This window comes from Kordia aestuariivivens, assembly GCF_014397005.1.
In the GTDB taxonomy this organism is placed as follows: domain Bacteria; phylum Bacteroidota; class Bacteroidia; order Flavobacteriales; family Flavobacteriaceae; genus Kordia; species Kordia aestuariivivens.
In genome coordinates this window covers 1-16468 of the sequence record NZ_JACGWS010000019.1, presented here as the reverse complement: position 1 = coordinate 16468, position 16468 = coordinate 1, and the positions used below count along the sequence as shown (strand labels likewise).

14 protein-coding genes are annotated in these 16468 nt (G+C 34.3%); 7 read left to right on the top strand and 7 right to left on the bottom strand.

The window, feature by feature from the left end:
* Nucleotides 1-2: 2 nt before the first annotated feature.
* Nucleotides 3-1022 (bottom strand): quinone-dependent dihydroorotate dehydrogenase, encoded by a 1020-nt coding sequence (locus H2O64_RS21905; RefSeq protein WP_187564380.1) that lies wholly within the window; start codon nucleotides 1020-1022, stop codon nucleotides 3-5.
* A gap of 675 nt (nucleotides 1023-1697) precedes the next feature.
* Entirely contained in the window at nucleotides 1698-4547 is a 2850-nt protein-coding gene (locus tag H2O64_RS21900; protein ID WP_187564379.1) for a TonB-dependent receptor, read from the bottom strand.
* A 195-nt stretch (nucleotides 4548-4742) separates the two neighbouring features.
* Here H2O64_RS21900 and pepT point away from each other — a divergent pair, with 195 nt between their 5' ends.
* Together pepT and H2O64_RS21890 are read left to right on the top strand one after the other, a co-directional pair.
* Entirely contained in the window at nucleotides 4743-5978 is a 1236-nt protein-coding gene (pepT, locus tag H2O64_RS21895; RefSeq protein WP_187564378.1) for a peptidase T, read from the top strand.
* 5 nt (nucleotides 5979-5983) lie between these two features.
* Nucleotides 5984-6577, top strand: a complete 594-nt coding sequence (locus tag H2O64_RS21890; protein WP_187564377.1) for a YdeI/OmpD-associated family protein — start codon at nucleotides 5984-5986, stop codon at nucleotides 6575-6577.
* Between the two features lie 87 nt (nucleotides 6578-6664).
* Here the strand turns inward: H2O64_RS21890 and yajC are convergent, their stop codons facing one another.
* The 4 genes from yajC to H2O64_RS21870 form a co-directional block, all read right to left on the bottom strand.
* Nucleotides 6665-6937 (bottom strand): preprotein translocase subunit YajC, encoded by a 273-nt coding sequence (yajC, locus tag H2O64_RS21885; protein ID WP_262890657.1) that lies wholly within the window; start codon nucleotides 6935-6937, stop codon nucleotides 6665-6667.
* A 12-nt stretch (nucleotides 6938-6949) separates the two neighbouring features.
* The gene (locus H2O64_RS21880) at nucleotides 6950-7540 is read right to left on the bottom strand and encodes a DUF1573 domain-containing protein (protein WP_187564376.1); all 591 of its coding nucleotides are present in this window, start codon (nucleotides 7538-7540) and stop codon (nucleotides 6950-6952) included.
* 43 nt (nucleotides 7541-7583) lie between these two features.
* The gene (gene nusB / locus H2O64_RS21875) at nucleotides 7584-8492 is read right to left on the bottom strand and encodes a transcription antitermination factor NusB (protein WP_187564375.1); all 909 of its coding nucleotides are present in this window, start codon (nucleotides 8490-8492) and stop codon (nucleotides 7584-7586) included.
* A gap of 271 nt (nucleotides 8493-8763) precedes the next feature.
* Nucleotides 8764-9867, bottom strand: coding sequence for a Glu/Leu/Phe/Val family dehydrogenase (locus tag H2O64_RS21870; protein ID WP_235982999.1), 1104 nt, complete (start codon nucleotides 9865-9867; stop codon nucleotides 8764-8766).
* 140 nt (nucleotides 9868-10007) lie between these two features.
* Here H2O64_RS21870 and H2O64_RS21865 point away from each other — a divergent pair, with 140 nt between their 5' ends.
* Nucleotides 10008-11762 carry an ABC transporter ATP-binding protein gene (locus H2O64_RS21865; RefSeq protein ID WP_187564374.1) on the top strand — a complete coding sequence of 585 codons (1755 nt, stop codon included), beginning with the start codon at nucleotides 10008-10010 and terminating at the stop codon, nucleotides 11760-11762.
* A gap of 79 nt (nucleotides 11763-11841) precedes the next feature.
* On the top strand, nucleotides 11842-12222 hold the full coding sequence (locus tag H2O64_RS21860) for a PUR family DNA/RNA-binding protein (protein WP_187564373.1): 381 nt from the start codon (nucleotides 11842-11844) through the stop codon (nucleotides 12220-12222).
* Between the two features lie 119 nt (nucleotides 12223-12341).
* Here H2O64_RS21860 and H2O64_RS21855 read toward each other — a convergent pair whose 3' ends face one another.
* Complete coding sequence (locus tag H2O64_RS21855; RefSeq protein WP_187564372.1) at nucleotides 12342-12695, bottom strand: 4Fe-4S dicluster domain-containing protein; 354 nt, start codon at nucleotides 12693-12695, stop codon at nucleotides 12342-12344.
* A 139-nt stretch (nucleotides 12696-12834) separates the two neighbouring features.
* Between H2O64_RS21855 and H2O64_RS21850 the strand changes: the two genes are divergently transcribed.
* The 3 genes from H2O64_RS21850 to H2O64_RS21840 all read left to right on the top strand — a co-directional run bounded on the left by H2O64_RS21850 (nucleotide 12835) and on the right by H2O64_RS21840 (nucleotide 16320).
* Complete coding sequence (locus tag H2O64_RS21850; protein WP_187564371.1) at nucleotides 12835-13896, top strand: acyl-CoA reductase; 1062 nt, start codon at nucleotides 12835-12837, stop codon at nucleotides 13894-13896.
* Nucleotides 13897-14252: 356 nt separating this feature from the next.
* Entirely contained in the window at nucleotides 14253-15317 is a 1065-nt protein-coding gene (gene serC, locus H2O64_RS21845) for a 3-phosphoserine/phosphohydroxythreonine transaminase (protein WP_187564370.1), read from the top strand.
* A 43-nt stretch (nucleotides 15318-15360) separates the two neighbouring features.
* Nucleotides 15361-16320, top strand: a complete 960-nt coding sequence (locus tag H2O64_RS21840; protein WP_187564369.1) for a D-2-hydroxyacid dehydrogenase — start codon at nucleotides 15361-15363, stop codon at nucleotides 16318-16320.
* Nucleotides 16321-16468 lie beyond the last annotated feature (148 nt).

Below are 16468 nucleotides of genomic sequence, written 5' to 3'. Positions count from 1 at the left end.
TATTATAATTCTTGAAGAATTTTCTTGTTGATGTCTTTGATGAGTTTTGGACCTTCGTATATAAACCCTGTGTAGAGTTGTACTAAGTCTGCACCAGCTGCTAGTTTTTCTAATGCATCTTCCGCAGAGTGAATTCCTCCTACTCCAATGATTGGAAAGGCTTTGTTGCTTTTTTCTGCTAAGAAGCGAATGACTTCCGTAGAACGATTTGTTAATGGTTTTCCACTTAATCCGCCCATTTCTTCTTTGTCTGGCGATTGTAAACCTTCACGAGAAATCGTGGTATTTGTAGCAATGACACCTGCAATTTTTGTTTCAGCAATGATTTCTATGATGTCTTCTAGTTGCTCGTTGGTTAAATCGGGAGCAATTTTTAGTAAAATTGGTTTTGGAGCATCTTTCGCATCATTCATCGTTTGCAACGTCATTAGTAACTTTGTCAACGGTTCTTTGTCTTGTAATGCGCGTAAGTTTGGCGTGTTTGGCGAACTTACATTCACCACAAAGTAATCTACATGTGGAAATAAGGCTTCAAAACAGATTTTGTAATCTTCCACCGCACTTTCGTTTGGTGTAATTTTATTCTTCCCGATGTTTCCACCAATTAAGACACCTTTGTTTTTCTTTAAACGTGTCACCGCATCATGAACGCCACCATTATTGAATCCCATACGGTTGATGATGGCTTCGTCTTGCTTTAAGCGGAATAATCGTTTTTTAGGATTTCCTTCTTGCGGTTTCGGTGTCAATGTTCCGATTTCGATAAAACCAAATCCAAAGTTTGAGAGTTCATTGTAGAGTTTTGCATCTTTGTCAAATCCGGCAGCTAAACCGACAGGATTTTTAAACGTTAAGCCAAAAACCGTACGTTCTAAACGTTTATCATTTACACAATACATTCCTCTGAAAATGTTTTTCATGAAAGGAATTTTAGAAAGTGTTCGGATGAGTGAAAAGGTAAAATGATGCACTTTTTCAGGATCAAAGCGAAAAAGTATAGGTTTTACAAGAAATTGGTACATGTTGTATTGTTTGTGCAAAAATAATCTAATTTTTAGAAGACAAATATTTTTACTTCGTATTTTATTTTAAAAGTTATTTCTTTTTGAAACTTTCATTAAGTTATATAGGTCTCTATTTTATAAAGCACCTATTCCTCTAGTCTTATTGAAGTAATTTACCTCTTTTATTATACTTATAATTCATAAAAACAGAGTTATTAAACTTTCTAATTGTAATCTTTTTTCTTACTTTAAGATCACAAACCAAATAAATTTATTAATTATGAAAAAAAAGAATTTATCATCTTTATCGCTTAACAAGAGATCAATCTCTAAAATCCATGGTCAAGTACTTAATGGAGGAAGTAGCGCAATTACTGGAATTTGGCAAAGTTGCAATGCTCTTGAATGCATTTCGAATGATTGTCCTTCGGGTGACTGCTTTGCCAGAGAATCTGAAAACCCAACTTGCACTAGCCAAAATTAAAAAAATCATTTAAAGCGTCCTTGGGGTTCGTTTTTCTGAGCTAGTAAAAAATTAATTCTCAGCGTTGAGTAGGTTCGAAAAATAAAAAAATCATTTTCACCTCACTTGGCTTGTAGATTTCTAAAGCGGCTTAGTCATCTACACAAAAAATAGTATAAAAAAAGGCTCCAAAATTGGAGCCTTTTCAATAGTATTAAAATATTTTGTTCTTATAAAGATAAACTTAATCGTGCAAAAACGTGTCTTCCGTTTGTTCCAAACTGAGTAGAACGTCTAGAATATAAGAATCTACCACTTGATTGAAATGCTGCATCAGATTCATCTGGATACACATCTAATAAGTTGTTTGCTCCAACAGTTACTTTTAAGTTTTCGTTTACACTGTATCCAAAACTTAAGTCTGTTACAATTTTACCAGCATAAAGTCTTTCTACAGTTGGATCCGTATTGTTTGTAGCTTCTTCTACTTCTCCAAAGTAACTATTTCTTAAAAAGATGTTCCACTTGTCTCCTATTTTAAGATTGTGTGATAAGTTACCTTTTGTTCTTGGCACAGAAGATTCTAAAAATATTCTACTTGTTGCATCAAAATAGGTGTCAGATAACCCTGCATTTGCTACTGCAGATGGAATTATTACACTTTCTACAGAAGTTTCTGAGAATGTAAATGCTAGCGTATTTGTCAATCTTAAATTGTCAGATAACGTTACTTTATGATCTACAACAATATCAATTCCTTTTGTTTGTGTATCCACTGCGTTTGCAAAGAAAGCGGCTCTACTTGCGTTTGCTTGCGCAAATAAACTTGCTAATTCTGCATTTCCATTATCGTCAAACTGACCAGTTAAGACAACTCTATCATCAATATTGATAAGATATCCATCGATGGTAAGTTTTAAGTTTGCGCTTGGAATTTTTGCTGTGAAACCTAAAGTGAATCCTGTAGATGTTTCTTCTTTTAATGCTTCTATTCCTAATAATCGCGCTACACGAGATGTGTTTGAGAAAATTCCAACTTCATTAGGAACTCCATCTACAAATATGGTAGACGTTGAGTTGTAATGGATTTGGTGTAATGAAGGTGCTCTAAATCCTGTTTGGAATCCTGCTCTAATGTTAATATTGTCAGTAGCTTTTAATCTCGTTCCTAATTTGAAATTTAGTGTGCTTCCAAAATCCGAAAAGTCTTCAAAACGTATTGCTGCTGCAACCATGAAAGATTCCGTAAAATCTGCTTCTACATCAACGTATCCTGCAATAGAGTTTCTAAATGCATTTACTTCATTTTCTGGCTTGAATCCAGGAAACACTTGAATTCCTCCTGGTCTACTGTTTCCAAAGAAATCTGTTGGAACTACTGACGTTGGATCAGTTGGATCATGAATGTTTCCTAATGTATTATATTGTGCGTACGAAGCTTCTTCTCCAGCTACGATTGCATAGTTTTCTACTCTGTATTCTGCTCCAAAAGCAACGTTGAATCCAGCAAAAACATCTTCATAAAATTTACTAAGATCCACATTACTTGTGTTTTCACTGTAATTGAATCCTCCTGAATCTGCTTCAAATGGAGTAGAGTTTGCTAAAGAAGCATTGTTAGAGTTACTAATTCTATAGTTAAATGCATTCTTTCCAAAGTTGTTACTAAAATCTACATTCCAGTCACCTAGTTTTCCTCTAATACCAACAGCAATTGCTTTGTCCGTTATGTTTGAGTTAATTTCTGGTAAGAAACCGTTAGCATACGCTGGCGTATACGCTCTACTTTGATATGGCAATCTATAGAATCCTGCAGCATTTCCATTTTTGTATCCGATACCTCCAAAAGCATAAAAGTCTAAATCTTCTCCTAAAGGAATTTCCATGTTTCCAAAAAACTGTGCGCCTCTTAGTTCCGATTGTCCAACTCTCATGTTGTAATCACTACGTTGTTGTCCTCTAGCGGCTAATTCACTTTGTGTAACATCAGCTCCTAATATCGTTCTAAGTTCGTCTTGTGTTTCCGTTCCTGATAAGGTAATTCCGGCAGCACCTGCAAAGTTAAAAATATCATCAAAGTCACCATCTAATAATAAAGACGTATCATATCCTGCATTGTCAGCAACTCTTTCAATAGAATTATACGCATTGAATATTTGTCCTTGCCATTCTTGCATTCTGTTTGTAGCACCTCTAAAGTTAAATTCTCCTGTAAAGTTGATAAAACCACCTTCGTCTCCAATTGGAAGTCCGTAGTTTACACCAATGTTTACTTTTTCTCCATCAATGTTTTTGTCTGGTCCACTTTCGCTTGTAAAGTTCGCTCCGGTTGTTAAACTTAATTGAAGTTTATTGGTATCTTTCTTTAAAACGATATTGATAACTCCTGCAATGGCATCAGAACCATATTGTGCAGCAGCACCATCTCTTAAAATTTCAATTCTGTCAATTGCATTTGATGGTATTGCAGATAAATCAGAACCTACACTACCTCTACCAAAGGTACCATTTACATTCACTAACGCTGTTTTGTGTCTTCTTTTCCCATTTATTAACACCAATACTTGATCGGGTCCTAAACCTCTTAAAGATGCAGGTGCAATGTGATCCGTTCCATCAGAAATTGTTTGTGGATTGGATGAAAAAGAAGGCGCAGCATAGTTTAAAATTTCTGTCACTGTTATTTGCGGTGATCTTTCTTTTAATTCAGAAACGTCCAATATATCTACTGGAACAGCTGTATCTGTTGCTGTTCTGTTTGCATTACGCGATCCAATCAATAAAACTTCATCCAAACCAAGTCCGGATACCATTGTTACATTGACTACCGTTCCGTTTACGGTTACTTCTTGAGTTTCATAACCAACATAAGAGAATATTAATACATCTCCTTGTTTTGCATCAATTTTGTAGTTTCCATCAAAATCAGAGATGGCTCCTTTTGTTGTTCCTTTCACAACAATAGAAACGCCCAGCAATGGTGTAGAACTGTCATCTACGACTGTTCCCGTAATTTGGGCATACGAAAATGTTGAAAACAAGAGTGTCATCAACATTAAAATAAAGTAATTTTTTAACATATTATTTGGGTTTTTTTAGTTGGTCTAAAGTAATCCTTTTATTCCAAAAAAATACAAAAGATAAATTATAGTTCATTTTAGTTGAGTCAAAATTGAATTAAACTGGAATAATAAAGCATCATAATTGTTTAAAAATTATAGCCCAACATTATATGAATATTCAAAAATCCGCTATTTTTGAAAAAAAGATCACAGATGCAACATATTATAGATAGATTCATCAGTTATGTAACGATTGATACAGAATCAGATGAAACTTCAGAAACAACACCAAGTACTGCCAAACAATGGGATTTAGCTAATTTGTTAGTAGCTGAATTGAAACAAATTGGATTGTCGGATGTTACGATTGACGATAACGCATACATTATGGCAACCTTACCGAGTAATGTTGATCATGACGTTCCTACGATTGGATTTGTGTCACATTTTGATACATCGCCCGATTTTACTGGCGCAAATGTAAAACCGCAAATTGTTCCAAATTACGATGGAAAAGATATTATCCTAAACGCAGAACAAAATATTGTGCTTTCACCAGATTATTTTGAAGATTTGTTATTGTATAAAGGACAAACCTTAATCACCACTGACGGAACAACACTGCTTGGCGCAGATGATAAAGCTGGAATTTGCGAGATTGTATCTGCTATGGAATACCTCATCAAGCATCCTGAAATTAAACATGGAAAAATTCGTATTGGCTTTACACCAGATGAAGAAATTGGTCGTGGCGCGCATAAGTTTGATGTAGCAAAATTTGGTGCTGAATGGGCATATACCATGGATGGAAGTCAAATTGGAGAATTAGAATACGAAAACTTTAATGCGGCAGGTGCAAAAATTGAGATTAAAGGTAAAATTGTGCATCCAGGTTATGCCAAAGGAAAAATGATCAACTCTATTCTGATTGCAAACGAAATTATAAATGCATTGCCTGCGCATGAAATTCCACAAGAAACTTCGGGTCGTGAAGGTTTTTATCATTTACACACTACAAAAGGAAGTATTGAAGAATCATCTTTGGAATATATCATCAGAGATCACGATAAAGACAAGTTTGAAGCGCGAAAAGAATTGCTAGAAAAGATTGCGGCAGATATTAATAGTCGGTACACGTATGATCCAATAACCTTGGTGATTAAGGATCAATATTACAATATGAAAGAAAAGGTGGAACCCGTTTTTCATATCATTGACATTGCCGAAGAAGCGATGAAATCATTAGGCATTACGCCGCTTATCAAACCTATTCGTGGTGGAACAGATGGTTCGCAATTATCATTTATGGGCTTGCCGTGTCCGAATATTTTTGCGGGTGGACATAATTTTCACGGACGTTATGAATATGTTCCTGTGGAAAGTATTTTAAGTGCTATTGATGTAATTGTAAAGATTACGGAATTAACTGCTGAAAAGTATAAAAAGTAAGTTTTATGAAAAAGTATGCTTCTGTCGATGAATACATTGCTGATTTTCCCGAATGGGAAGAAAAATTACGTTTGTTACGAAGTATAGTGCTAAAAAATCCTTCTATTAAAGAAACGATCAAATGGAACATTCCGGTGTTTACGGTTGATGGAAAAAATATTCTTGGATTGAGTGCTTTTAAATCACATGTTGGATTGTGGTTTTTTCAAGGTGCTTTATTGAAAGATGAAGCGAAAGTTTTAGTGAATGCGCAAGAGGGAAAAACGCAAGCCATGCGCCATTGGAAATTTACAGCATTAGATGCGATTCCTGAAGCTTTAGTAAAAGTTTACATTGACGAAGCTGTACAATATCAAAAAGATGGGAAAACGGTTGTAATGACCAAAACCAGCACCTTTGCTCTTCCCGATGAACTCAAAACTGCTTTTGAAGCGAATTCAAGTTTAAAGACTGCATTTGAAAAATTATCAAATTATAATCAAAAAGAATACGCTACATATATTACGACAGCAAAAAGAGTTGCTACGAAAGAAAGTAGACTTCAAAAAATCATTCCGATGATATTAGAAGGCAAAGGCTTGAATGATAAGTATAAATAAGAGCTTTTCATACTTTTAAAAAATATAAAAAAACAAAAAAGCATCGTTTTCACGATGCTTTTTTTGTGCTTGTTGTAAGCGTGTTTTTTAAGAAGGCTTGTTGAGTTTAGCCGTAGCTTCTACTGAAAGTGCTGCGCGCTCAAACTTAATTTTCCCAGCACCTGTTTCAATTATACAAGTGTGGTCTTTATCATTAAGTTCAACAATTTTTCCATGAATTCCACTTTTGGTAATCACTCGATCACCTTTTTTAATGGATGCCATGAAGTTCTTCTCTTTTTTTTGTCTTTTAATGCTTGGTGCTAGTATAAAAAAGTATACTACGACTACCATTAGCAATATTGGTAAATATTGTTCCAATCTTCGTATGAATTAATGGTTGTGTCCTTCGTGACCTGTTTGAGTTGAACCAGTAGTAGTTGTTTTACCAGCTGCTTTTTGTGCTTCTTGCTGAGCTTTCATTCTAGCTTCTCTTTCTACTTTAGCCTTTTCTCTTTTTGCTTCTAACACTGGGTCAGGTGTAGCAAATGCTTTGATACGTACAATTTCTCTACCTTTTTCAGTATTAGCCGTTACCGTAACAGTATTTGTTTTTAGGTTTGGCTTGTTTGTAGAGTTATACTTTACAGTAAATTCTCCTTGAGCTCCTGGTGCGATAGGCTCTTTTGGCCAATCGTTAGGAACAGTACATCCACAACTTCCTTTAATTCCTGTAATTAATAAAGGTGAAGTTCCAGTATTTGTAAACTTAAAAGTTGTTTCTACTTGGTCACCTTCTTTAATAGTTCCAAAGTCATGCTCTGTTTTATCAAAAGTCATTGCACCAAAGTTTTTTGCTACTGCATCTCTTTGTGCTGCTTGCGCTACGTTTTCGCTTTTTACTTTTTTCGTTGCATCGTCTTTACATGATGTGAATAAGACAAGCGACATAGCTCCTAATAAAATAAATCCTTTTCTGATCATAGTACTTAAAATTTTGAATGGGTAAATTTAATAATTGTTTTCGTTACATCAAACCGCGACCGATTTTATTTAACTTATTTTCTTTTTTATACTCTTTAATTAATTTGTCTAAAATTCCGTTTACAAACATACTACTTTTCGACGTAGAATATTCTTTTGCGAGCTCAATATATTCATTTATCGTGACTTTTGCAGGGATTGAAGGAAATTTTAAGAATTCACAGATCGCCATTTTGAGTACAATTAAATCTAAATTAGCGATTCTATCCTTGTCCCAATTGGGTGTTTTTCCTTGAATTTCAGTCGTTAACATCTCATCATTTAACATTGTTTTCATGAATAAATCCTTCACAAACTCGCGATCTTCGTCATCTTTGTACAATTCTGATAGAAAAATACGCTCTTTTCCAGGCTTAGATTGCTTGATTGATTTCAGAATTAACGTATTGACAACTGGTAAATCATCAAGCCATGTTAATTTTTGATCTTCAAAATATTCGTATAGTTTTTCATTTGGCGCAATCACCTCTGAAAATAATTTTGCCACAAATGTGCGATCTTTTTCATAAGAGGTTTCTTCCGAATCCATATATTCCTCATAAATATCGCTGGCAAGCATTGCATCAAATATCACACGAACATATTCGTCGTTCAATTCCCAATCGTTCAATTTGCGATTGTAAACAGCCGCTTTTAAGTCTTCATTTTGAATTAAATGTTGAATGATAGCGTTTTGCAAAAACTTCTTATTTGGATTTTTTTCCGCAGAAGTTGCTAAGTATTTCTTTTTTGAAAGCTCAATTTGCTTTTGTGCTAATTCGCTTAATTTTACAAATAAGTCTAGTGTAAGGATATGAAGATCATGCATATTCGCAATACTCATATTGATAAATTTTAATTCTTTATCAACCTGATCACTTTGTGACTGTGACAATGCATAAATGGACTGCATTACTTTAACTCGAATATGTCTTCTTGTTAGCATCTAAGTAAGAACTTTAATTTTAAAAAAAATACGAACCCAGGGTAAATCCTAAATTTTAGGAATCGACACGAGGATCGAAATAGTAAACATAAGATTCCGCTTTTCAGCGGAATTAGTTCAACTAGTAATTTTGAATTCATCTTTCAGACTTTTCAAAATTAAGTTTCACTAAAAATGAAAGGCGAAAAGAATGAATCCTTTCGCCCCGCAAAAATATAATTATTTTAAAAGAATGCTACTATTTATTCGCTTCTTTTTTTCTAGTTTCAATTCTGTCCAATGCAATATTCAATGCAGCAGTATGTGTTGTAGAATTATTTTCTTCTGAATGTTTAAATATTTCCAAAGTAGTATTGTAAATATTTTCCGTTTTACGTATGATTTCGGTTTTACCGTATCCTTCTAATTCAGCATATACATTAATGATTCCACCAGCGTTAATTAAGAAATCTGGTGCATACGCAATTCCTCTATCTCGCAACATGGCTCCGTGTTTTATTTCATCTTGCAATTGATTGTTAGCGGCACCTGCAATTACTTGCGCTTTCAATTTATGAATACTACCATCATTTACGGTTGCTCCTAACGCACATGGCGCATAAATATCCATGTCTTCTGCATAAATATCTGAACCTCTATAAATTTCTGCTCCGTACGTTTTACTTACTGTTTGTAAACGCTCTTCGTTGATGTCTGCAATGATTACTTTGGCTCCTTCGTTAGATAAATGCTCCACTAACGCTTCTCCTACATGTCCAATTCCTTGTACATATACAGTTCTGTCTTCTAAAACTTCTGAACCAAATTTATGTTTAGCGGCAGCTTTCATTCCCATAAAAACACCATACGCCGTAATAGGCGATGGATTTCCTGCGCCACCTCTAGATTCTGAAATTCCAGTTACATAAGGTGTTACATCACGAACGAGATCCATATCGCTAGTTTCCATTCCGATATCTTCTGCTGTTATATAACGTCCGCTTAATGAATGCACAAATTCACCAAACTTTTTCATTAACTCAGGTGTCTTCTGTGTTTTGGCATCTCCAATAATTACGGCTTTTCCACCACCAAGGTTTAATCCTGTAATTGCTGATTTAAAGGTCATTCCGCGTGATAAACGAAGAACATCATTCAAAGCTTCCCATTCATTATTATATTTCCACATTCGAGTTCCCCCCAAAGCTGGTCCTAAAACTGTGTTATGGATTCCTATTATTGCTTTTAATCCTGTATCTTTGTCGTTACAAAAAACAACTTGTTCGTGATTATCAAAAGACAGTTGTCCGAAAACTGGATCTACCTTGTGTAATTCATGTGCGTTTATGACGTCTGAGACCATATATACTTTATATTACTTTTATATTATATATAAAAATTAGAGTACAAAAATAGTGATAATTAAATTTTATGCAATAAAGTTGTTGTTAAAATGAATATTTTTCAAAATAAATCAAAAAAAACGTTTGCGAATTATAGCTAATGAAAGAATTACAGCATTTAAATAAATATTTTATAAAATATAAGGGACGATTACTTTTAGGAATATTAATCACTATCATCGCACAAGTTTTTTCTTTGTTCGCTCCAAAACTTATTGGAAATTCCCTCACAGTTGTTCAAAAATACATTGATAAAGAAATTACAGACCTTGCCATTGTAAAGGATGAACTTTTTATGAACATTCTCATTATCGTTGGTGCTTCTGCCCTAGCTGCATTTTTTACATTTTTAATGCGTCAGACGATTATCAATATTTCTCGATATGTGGAATATGATTTAAAAAATGAAGTCTATCAGCAATATCAAAACCTCTCTACAAATTTTTACAAAAAGAATCGTACAGGAGATTTAATGAATCGTATTAGTGAAGATGTTGGAAAAGTGCGTATGTACGCAGGTCCAGCAATTATGTATAGTATTCGTACGATTACGTTATTTGCCTGTCTGATTCCATTAATGTTCATTACAGCGCCAAAAGTGGCAATATATACGCTACTTCCATTGCCTATTTTATCATTTTTAATTTACAAATTGAATCGTGCTATTCAGAAACGAAGTACCATTGTACAGCAGTTTTTATCAAAATTATCCACATTTACACAAGAATCATTTTCGGGAGTTTCTGTAATTAAAGCCTACGGAATTGAACCGCAAATCAAACAAACCTTTGATGAAATGGTTTTAGAAGGAAAACAGAAAAACATGGACTTGGTAAAAGTAAATGCTTGGTTTTTTCCGATGATGATTTTATTAATTGGTGCCAGTAATATTTTAGTCATCTATATTGGCGGAAAACAGTTTATCAACGGTGAAATTGAGTTTGGTGTCTTGGCAGAGTTTATCATGTATGTAAACATGCTTACATGGCCAGTAGCAACGATTGGCTGGGTAACTTCTATTGTACAACAAGCAGAAGTATCACAAAAACGTATCAATGAATTTTTGGACGTGGTTCCAGAGATTCAAAATCAAATTGCAGAAGCGACTCCTATTCAAGGAAATATTGAATTTAAAGATGTTTCGTTTACGTATGATGATACCAATATAACCGCACTAAAAAATGTTTCGTTCTCGCTTCACTCTGGTGAAACTTTAGCAATTGTTGGAAAAACTGGTTCTGGGAAAACTACTATTTTAGATTTAATCAGCAGAATGTATGATACAGATCACGGTGTCATTGAAATTGACCAAATAGCTATTAAAAACCTCAACCTAAATAGTTTACGAAACGCTATAAGCATTGTTCCACAAGATGCATTCTTATTTTCAGAAACGATCAAAGAAAACATTAAGTTTGGTAAAGAAGATGCCACGGAAGAAGAAGTAATTGCTGCGGCAAAATTTGCATCGGTTCATGAAAATATTATAGGGTTCAAAAAAGGATACGACACTATTCTTGGTGAACGCGGAATTACCTTAAGTGGTGGACAAAAGCAGCGTGTTTCTATTGCACGTGCCATCATAAAAGATCCAAATGTTTTATTGTTGGATGATTGCTTGTCTGCCGTAGATACTGAAACTGAGGAAGAAATATTGACCAACATTCAACGTATTACCGAAAATAAAACCACAATCATCGTAAGTCACCGTATTTCTTCTGCTAAAAATGCTGATAAAATTATCGTGCTAGATGATGGACGCATCATTCAAAATGGTAGCTATGACGATCTTATTGAAGAAGATGGCTATTTTAAAGAGCTCTATTTAAAACAACTTTCCGAAAAAGATTTGTAAGATTTTGTTGTTCAGTTAATTTTTTTTTTCCATTTTTGAGGGAGATTAACAAACAACTAAATTTTAGAAAAAGGGGATTATGAGTGAAAAAGAATTACTAGAGAAAGAAGAAATTTTCTCTAAAGTACTGAGGGCAGGAAGGAGAACTTATTTCTTTGATGTCAGAGCTACCAAAGCTGGCGACTATTACCTAACCATTACAGAAAGCAAAAAGTTTACGAATGACGATGGGTCTTTCCATTACAAAAAACACAAAATTTATCTATACAAAGAAGATTTTGCTGCATTTACAGAAATTTTAGATGAAATGACAGCGTACATTGTAGATGAAAAAGGAGAAGAAGTCATTTCTGAACGTCACCAAAAAGATTTCAAAAGAGAATATCCAACGGATGCAGTGACGGACGAAAACACAACAGATACTGGAAGTTTTACGGATGTAAGCTTTGAAGATATATAAAAAAAACAGTAACCAATCCAAAACCAAAAAAAAGCCACTTTATATAATTATAAGTGGCTTTTTACTTTTTTATAAATTAAATGATTGAATAATTAAAAAATTCAACATTTGCATTTCAATTATCCTTCCGGATGCATAAACGCTTGCTTTCCTAACAATTCTTCTTCTGTTTCTACAATATCTTCATCAGGCACACAACAATCTACTGGGCAAACTGCCGCACATTGTGGTTCCTCATGGAATCCTTTACATTCTGTACACTTATCTGGAGATATATAATAGATTTCGTCTGAAATTGGTTCTTGTGCTTCGTCTGCGTTCACTTCTTTTCCATCTGGTAATACAACAGTGCCTTTTAAAGAAGTTCCATCAGCATAACGCCAATCATCGGCTCCTTCGTAAATTGCTGTATTTGGACACTCTGGCTCGCAAGCACCACAGTTGATACATTCGTCGGTAATAATTATTGCCATTATTTTTTCTTTTCGTTTACAATCTTTTTATGAACTACCACTAATGCGGTAAAAGTTTTATAAATTCGCCAAATATTAAACGTTGGCTTATTTATCGAAGTGCAAAAATAACGCCAAAACTATTCATAAACAAATTCAGATGGCTTTAGCAGAAAGAATTAACGCTTTTGTAAAACTCGGTGCTTTTTTAAAACAATTCGCAACGGAACATCCAACACAAGACAAAACGATTCCTTTTAACGATGTTTTCTTTGATGGAATGCTGCATCAGCTGAAACTTACAGAAGAAAATAATCGTTGGTTTAACAAGGAAAATCTTCGTTTTGCTATTGGAAACTGGACAGAAGCTTTACAGCAAGAAAATCTTGAAAATTGGACAAATCGGTACAAGTTTGATGCTATTTCACCAAAAAAAGTTGCCATCATCATGGCTGGAAACATTCCATTAGTTGGTTTTCACGATTTTTTATCGGTGTTAATTTCAGGACATGACGTTTTGGTAAAACAATCTTCTAACGATAAACACGTATTGCCTTTTTTAGCTAAATACTTAGAATATGTAGATGAAAGCTTTAAAGGGAAAATTACATTTACAGATGAAAAACTAGAAGGATTTGATGCCGTAATTGCCACAGGAAGCAACAATACGGCGCGTTATTTTGAATACTATTTTAAAAACAAACCCAATATCATTCGTAAAAATAGAAATTCGGTTGCCATCTTAACAGGAAACGAAACGGAAGCACAATTAATCGCGTTAAGCGATGATATATTCACGTATTTCGGATTGGGTTGTAGAAGTGTTTCAAAACTATTTGTGCCAAAAGGATATGACTTTCAAGCCTTTTTCGGAGGAATGTATAGTAAGAGTGAGATTATGAATAGCGCAAAATACGCCAACAATTACGATTATAACAAAGCGGTTTATTTAATGAGTCTGTTTGATATTTTAGAAAACGGATTCGTCATGATTAAAGAAGACAAACAATACGCGTCTCCGATTGCGACGGTTTTTTATGAGTATTACGATGATATGGATTCGCTGCGTGAAAAATTGCGCGAAGACGCAAACAAAATACAATGTATTGTTTCTGATCTAAATGTACCAAATGAAATTGAATTTGGGCAAACGCAACATCCTGAATTACATGACTATGCTGATGGTGTAGATACTTTGGAGTTTCTAATTAATTTGAATTAAATAATATTTTTCTAATCATCTCATTATCAAATATTAATTTTCATTTTCTTTGCTTGCCCAAAGAAAACGAAACAAAAGAAAAGGCACTTTTTCTGGCAGGTATTTTTAGTTTTCTCGTTGGAAAACTAAAACCGAAAAGTTTTTACTAAATTTTCTCCAAGGCTTCGAAAATTTTTAACGCAAAACCTTTTCTATACTTCAGAAAAAAAATGGATTACTCGAAACACATTGTAATTTATTATTTTTGACAGATATGAATCTGCGCAAACTAAATTATTTAGCCTAATCATAACAACAATTCGTTCATAATTTAAGAACTTTACGCTCAAATTAACAACACACGACAAATACATACGATGAAAAAACACAACTTTAGCGCAGGACCATGCATCTTACCGCAAGAAGTATTGCAAAAAGCTTCAGAAGCGGTTCTTAATTTCAACAACGACAATCTTTCACTAATTGAAATATCACATAGAAGTAAGCCATTTGTAAACGTCATGGAAAATGCACGTAGTTTAGCATTGGAATTACTTGGTTTAGAAGGAAAAGGATACAAAGCACTCTTTTTACAAGGTGGCGCAAGCATGCAATTTTTAATGTCTGCCTACAACTTATTGGACACAAAAGCAGCTTATTTAAACACAGGAACTTGGAGTGATAAAGCGATTAAAGAAGCAAAACTTTTAGGTGAAATTATAGAAGTTGGTTCGTCTAAAGACAAAGGATTTACATACGTTCCAAAAGGATACGAAATTCCTGCGGATGCAAACTATTTTCATTGCACAAGTAACAATACCATTTTTGGAACACAAATGAAAAGTTTCCCCGAAACAAATGTTCCAGTGGTTTGCGATATGAGTTCGGATATCTTTTCGCGTCAGTTAGATTTTTCAAAATTTGATTTGATTTACGCTGGAGCGCAGAAAAATATGGGACCAGCCGGAGCGACGTTAATTGTTATAAAAGAAGATATATTAGGAAAGGTAAACAGAACCATTCCTTCAATGTTAGATTACAAAGTACACATTAGCAAAGACAGCATGTTCAATACGCCAGCCGTTTTTCCTGTGTATGTTTCGATGCTTACGCTAGAATGGTTAAAAAACTTAGGTGGAATTGCTGCTATTGAAAAAATCAACGAGCAAAAAGCGGCGTTACTTTACAATGAAATAGATAGAAATCCATTGTTTAAAGGTATTGTAGCTAAAGAAGACAGAAGTTTGATGAATGCTACATTTAGCTTAACAGATGAAGCGTTAAAAGAAACTTTTGACACGATGTGGAAAGATGCCGGCATTAACGGACTTAACGGTCACAGAAGTGTTGGTGGTTACCGAGCATCGATGTATAACGCATTGCCATTAGAAAGCGTTCAAGTATTAGTTGATACGATGCAAGCTTTAGAGAAAAAAGCATAATTTTTCAATCGTTCAATTATTTAATCTTTCAATTAGAAAAAAAATGAAAATATTAGCAAATGACGGAATTTCGCAAAGCGGAATTAACGCTTTAGAAAAAGACGGATTTGAAGTCATCACTACAAAAGTTGCACAAGAACAATTAATCAACTACATCAATAAAAATCAAGTAAATGCTTTGTTAGTAAGAAGCGCAACGAAAGTTCGTAAAGACATTATTGATGCTTGTGAAAGCTTAAAAATCATTGGTCGCGGTGGTGTTGGAATGGATAATATTGATGTTGAATACGCACGATCAAAAGGAATTCATGTGATCAATACGCCGGCAGCTTCTTCGAGTTCAGTTGCGGAATTAGTTTTTGCACACTTGTTTAACGGTGTTCGTTTTTTACACGATGCAAACAGAAATATGCCTTTAGAAGGTGATTCGCGATTTAAAGACTTGAAAAAATCGTATGCAAACGGAACTGAATTGCGCGGGAAAACTTTAGGAATTATTGGATTTGGTCGTATTGGACGCGAAGTAGCAAAAATTGCACTTGGTTTGGGAATGAAAGTCATTGCTTCTGATAAATTTATCGGGAAAGGAACGATCAAAGTAGATTTTTACAATGGACAATACATCAATGTAGAAATTGAAACAGAACCAATGGAAGACGTTTTGCAACATTCAGACTTTATTACATTACACGTTCCTGCTCAAAAAGAATACATTATTGGCAAGAAGGAATTTGATTTAATGAAAGACGGCGCAGGAATTGTAAATGCTGCTCGTGGTGGTATTATGGACGAAGTTGCCTTGATTGATGCATTAGACTCTAAAAAACTAAGCTTTGCAGGATTGGACGTGTTTGAAAACGAACCTACGCCAGCCATCAAAGTATTAATGAATCCATACATTTCATTAACGCCGCATATAGGTGCTGCAACCAACGAAGCGCAAGACAGAATTGGTTTAGAATTGGCTTCACAAATCAGTTCTATCATGAAAACAGAACTTTAAAACAAATCATTATAGGATATCAAAGAGGTCGTCTAAAAAGTAATTTTTAGGCGATTTTCTTTTTGGTCTAATTTTGTTTTGATCTCAAGCTTTGATTAATTGAGATTAAAAACGGTCACAATAAAAAAGCGAAGTTAGTTTACAGTGT

What these genes read in the sequence shown, in the direction of transcription:
- H2O64_RS21905 (WP_187564380.1), bottom strand. Translation starts at nt 1,022, where the DNA reads ATGTACCAATTTCTTGTAAAACCTATACTTTTTCGCTTTGATCCTGAA.
- H2O64_RS21900 (WP_187564379.1), bottom strand. Translation starts at nt 4,547, where the DNA reads ATGTTAAAAAATTACTTTATTTTAATGTTGATGACACTCTTGTTTTCA.
- pepT (WP_187564378.1), top strand. Translation starts at nt 4,743, where the DNA reads ATGCAACATATTATAGATAGATTCATCAGTTATGTAACGATTGATACA.
- H2O64_RS21890 (WP_187564377.1), top strand. Translation starts at nt 5,984, where the DNA reads ATGAAAAAGTATGCTTCTGTCGATGAATACATTGCTGATTTTCCCGAA.
- H2O64_RS21880 (WP_187564376.1), bottom strand. Translation starts at nt 7,540, where the DNA reads ATGATCAGAAAAGGATTTATTTTATTAGGAGCTATGTCGCTTGTCTTA.
- nusB (WP_187564375.1), bottom strand. Translation starts at nt 8,492, where the DNA reads ATGCAGTCCATTTATGCATTGTCACAGTCACAAAGTGATCAGGTTGAT.
- H2O64_RS21870 (WP_235982999.1), bottom strand. Translation starts at nt 9,867, where the DNA reads ATGGTCTCAGACGTCATAAACGCACATGAATTACACAAGGTAGATCCA.
- H2O64_RS21865 (WP_187564374.1), top strand. Translation starts at nt 10,008, where the DNA reads ATGAAAGAATTACAGCATTTAAATAAATATTTTATAAAATATAAGGGA.
- H2O64_RS21860 (WP_187564373.1), top strand. Translation starts at nt 11,842, where the DNA reads ATGAGTGAAAAAGAATTACTAGAGAAAGAAGAAATTTTCTCTAAAGTA.
- H2O64_RS21855 (WP_187564372.1), bottom strand. Translation starts at nt 12,695, where the DNA reads ATGGCAATAATTATTACCGACGAATGTATCAACTGTGGTGCTTGCGAG.
- H2O64_RS21850 (WP_187564371.1), top strand. Translation starts at nt 12,835, where the DNA reads ATGGCTTTAGCAGAAAGAATTAACGCTTTTGTAAAACTCGGTGCTTTT.
- serC (WP_187564370.1), top strand. Translation starts at nt 14,253, where the DNA reads ATGAAAAAACACAACTTTAGCGCAGGACCATGCATCTTACCGCAAGAA.
- H2O64_RS21840 (WP_187564369.1), top strand. Translation starts at nt 15,361, where the DNA reads ATGAAAATATTAGCAAATGACGGAATTTCGCAAAGCGGAATTAACGCT.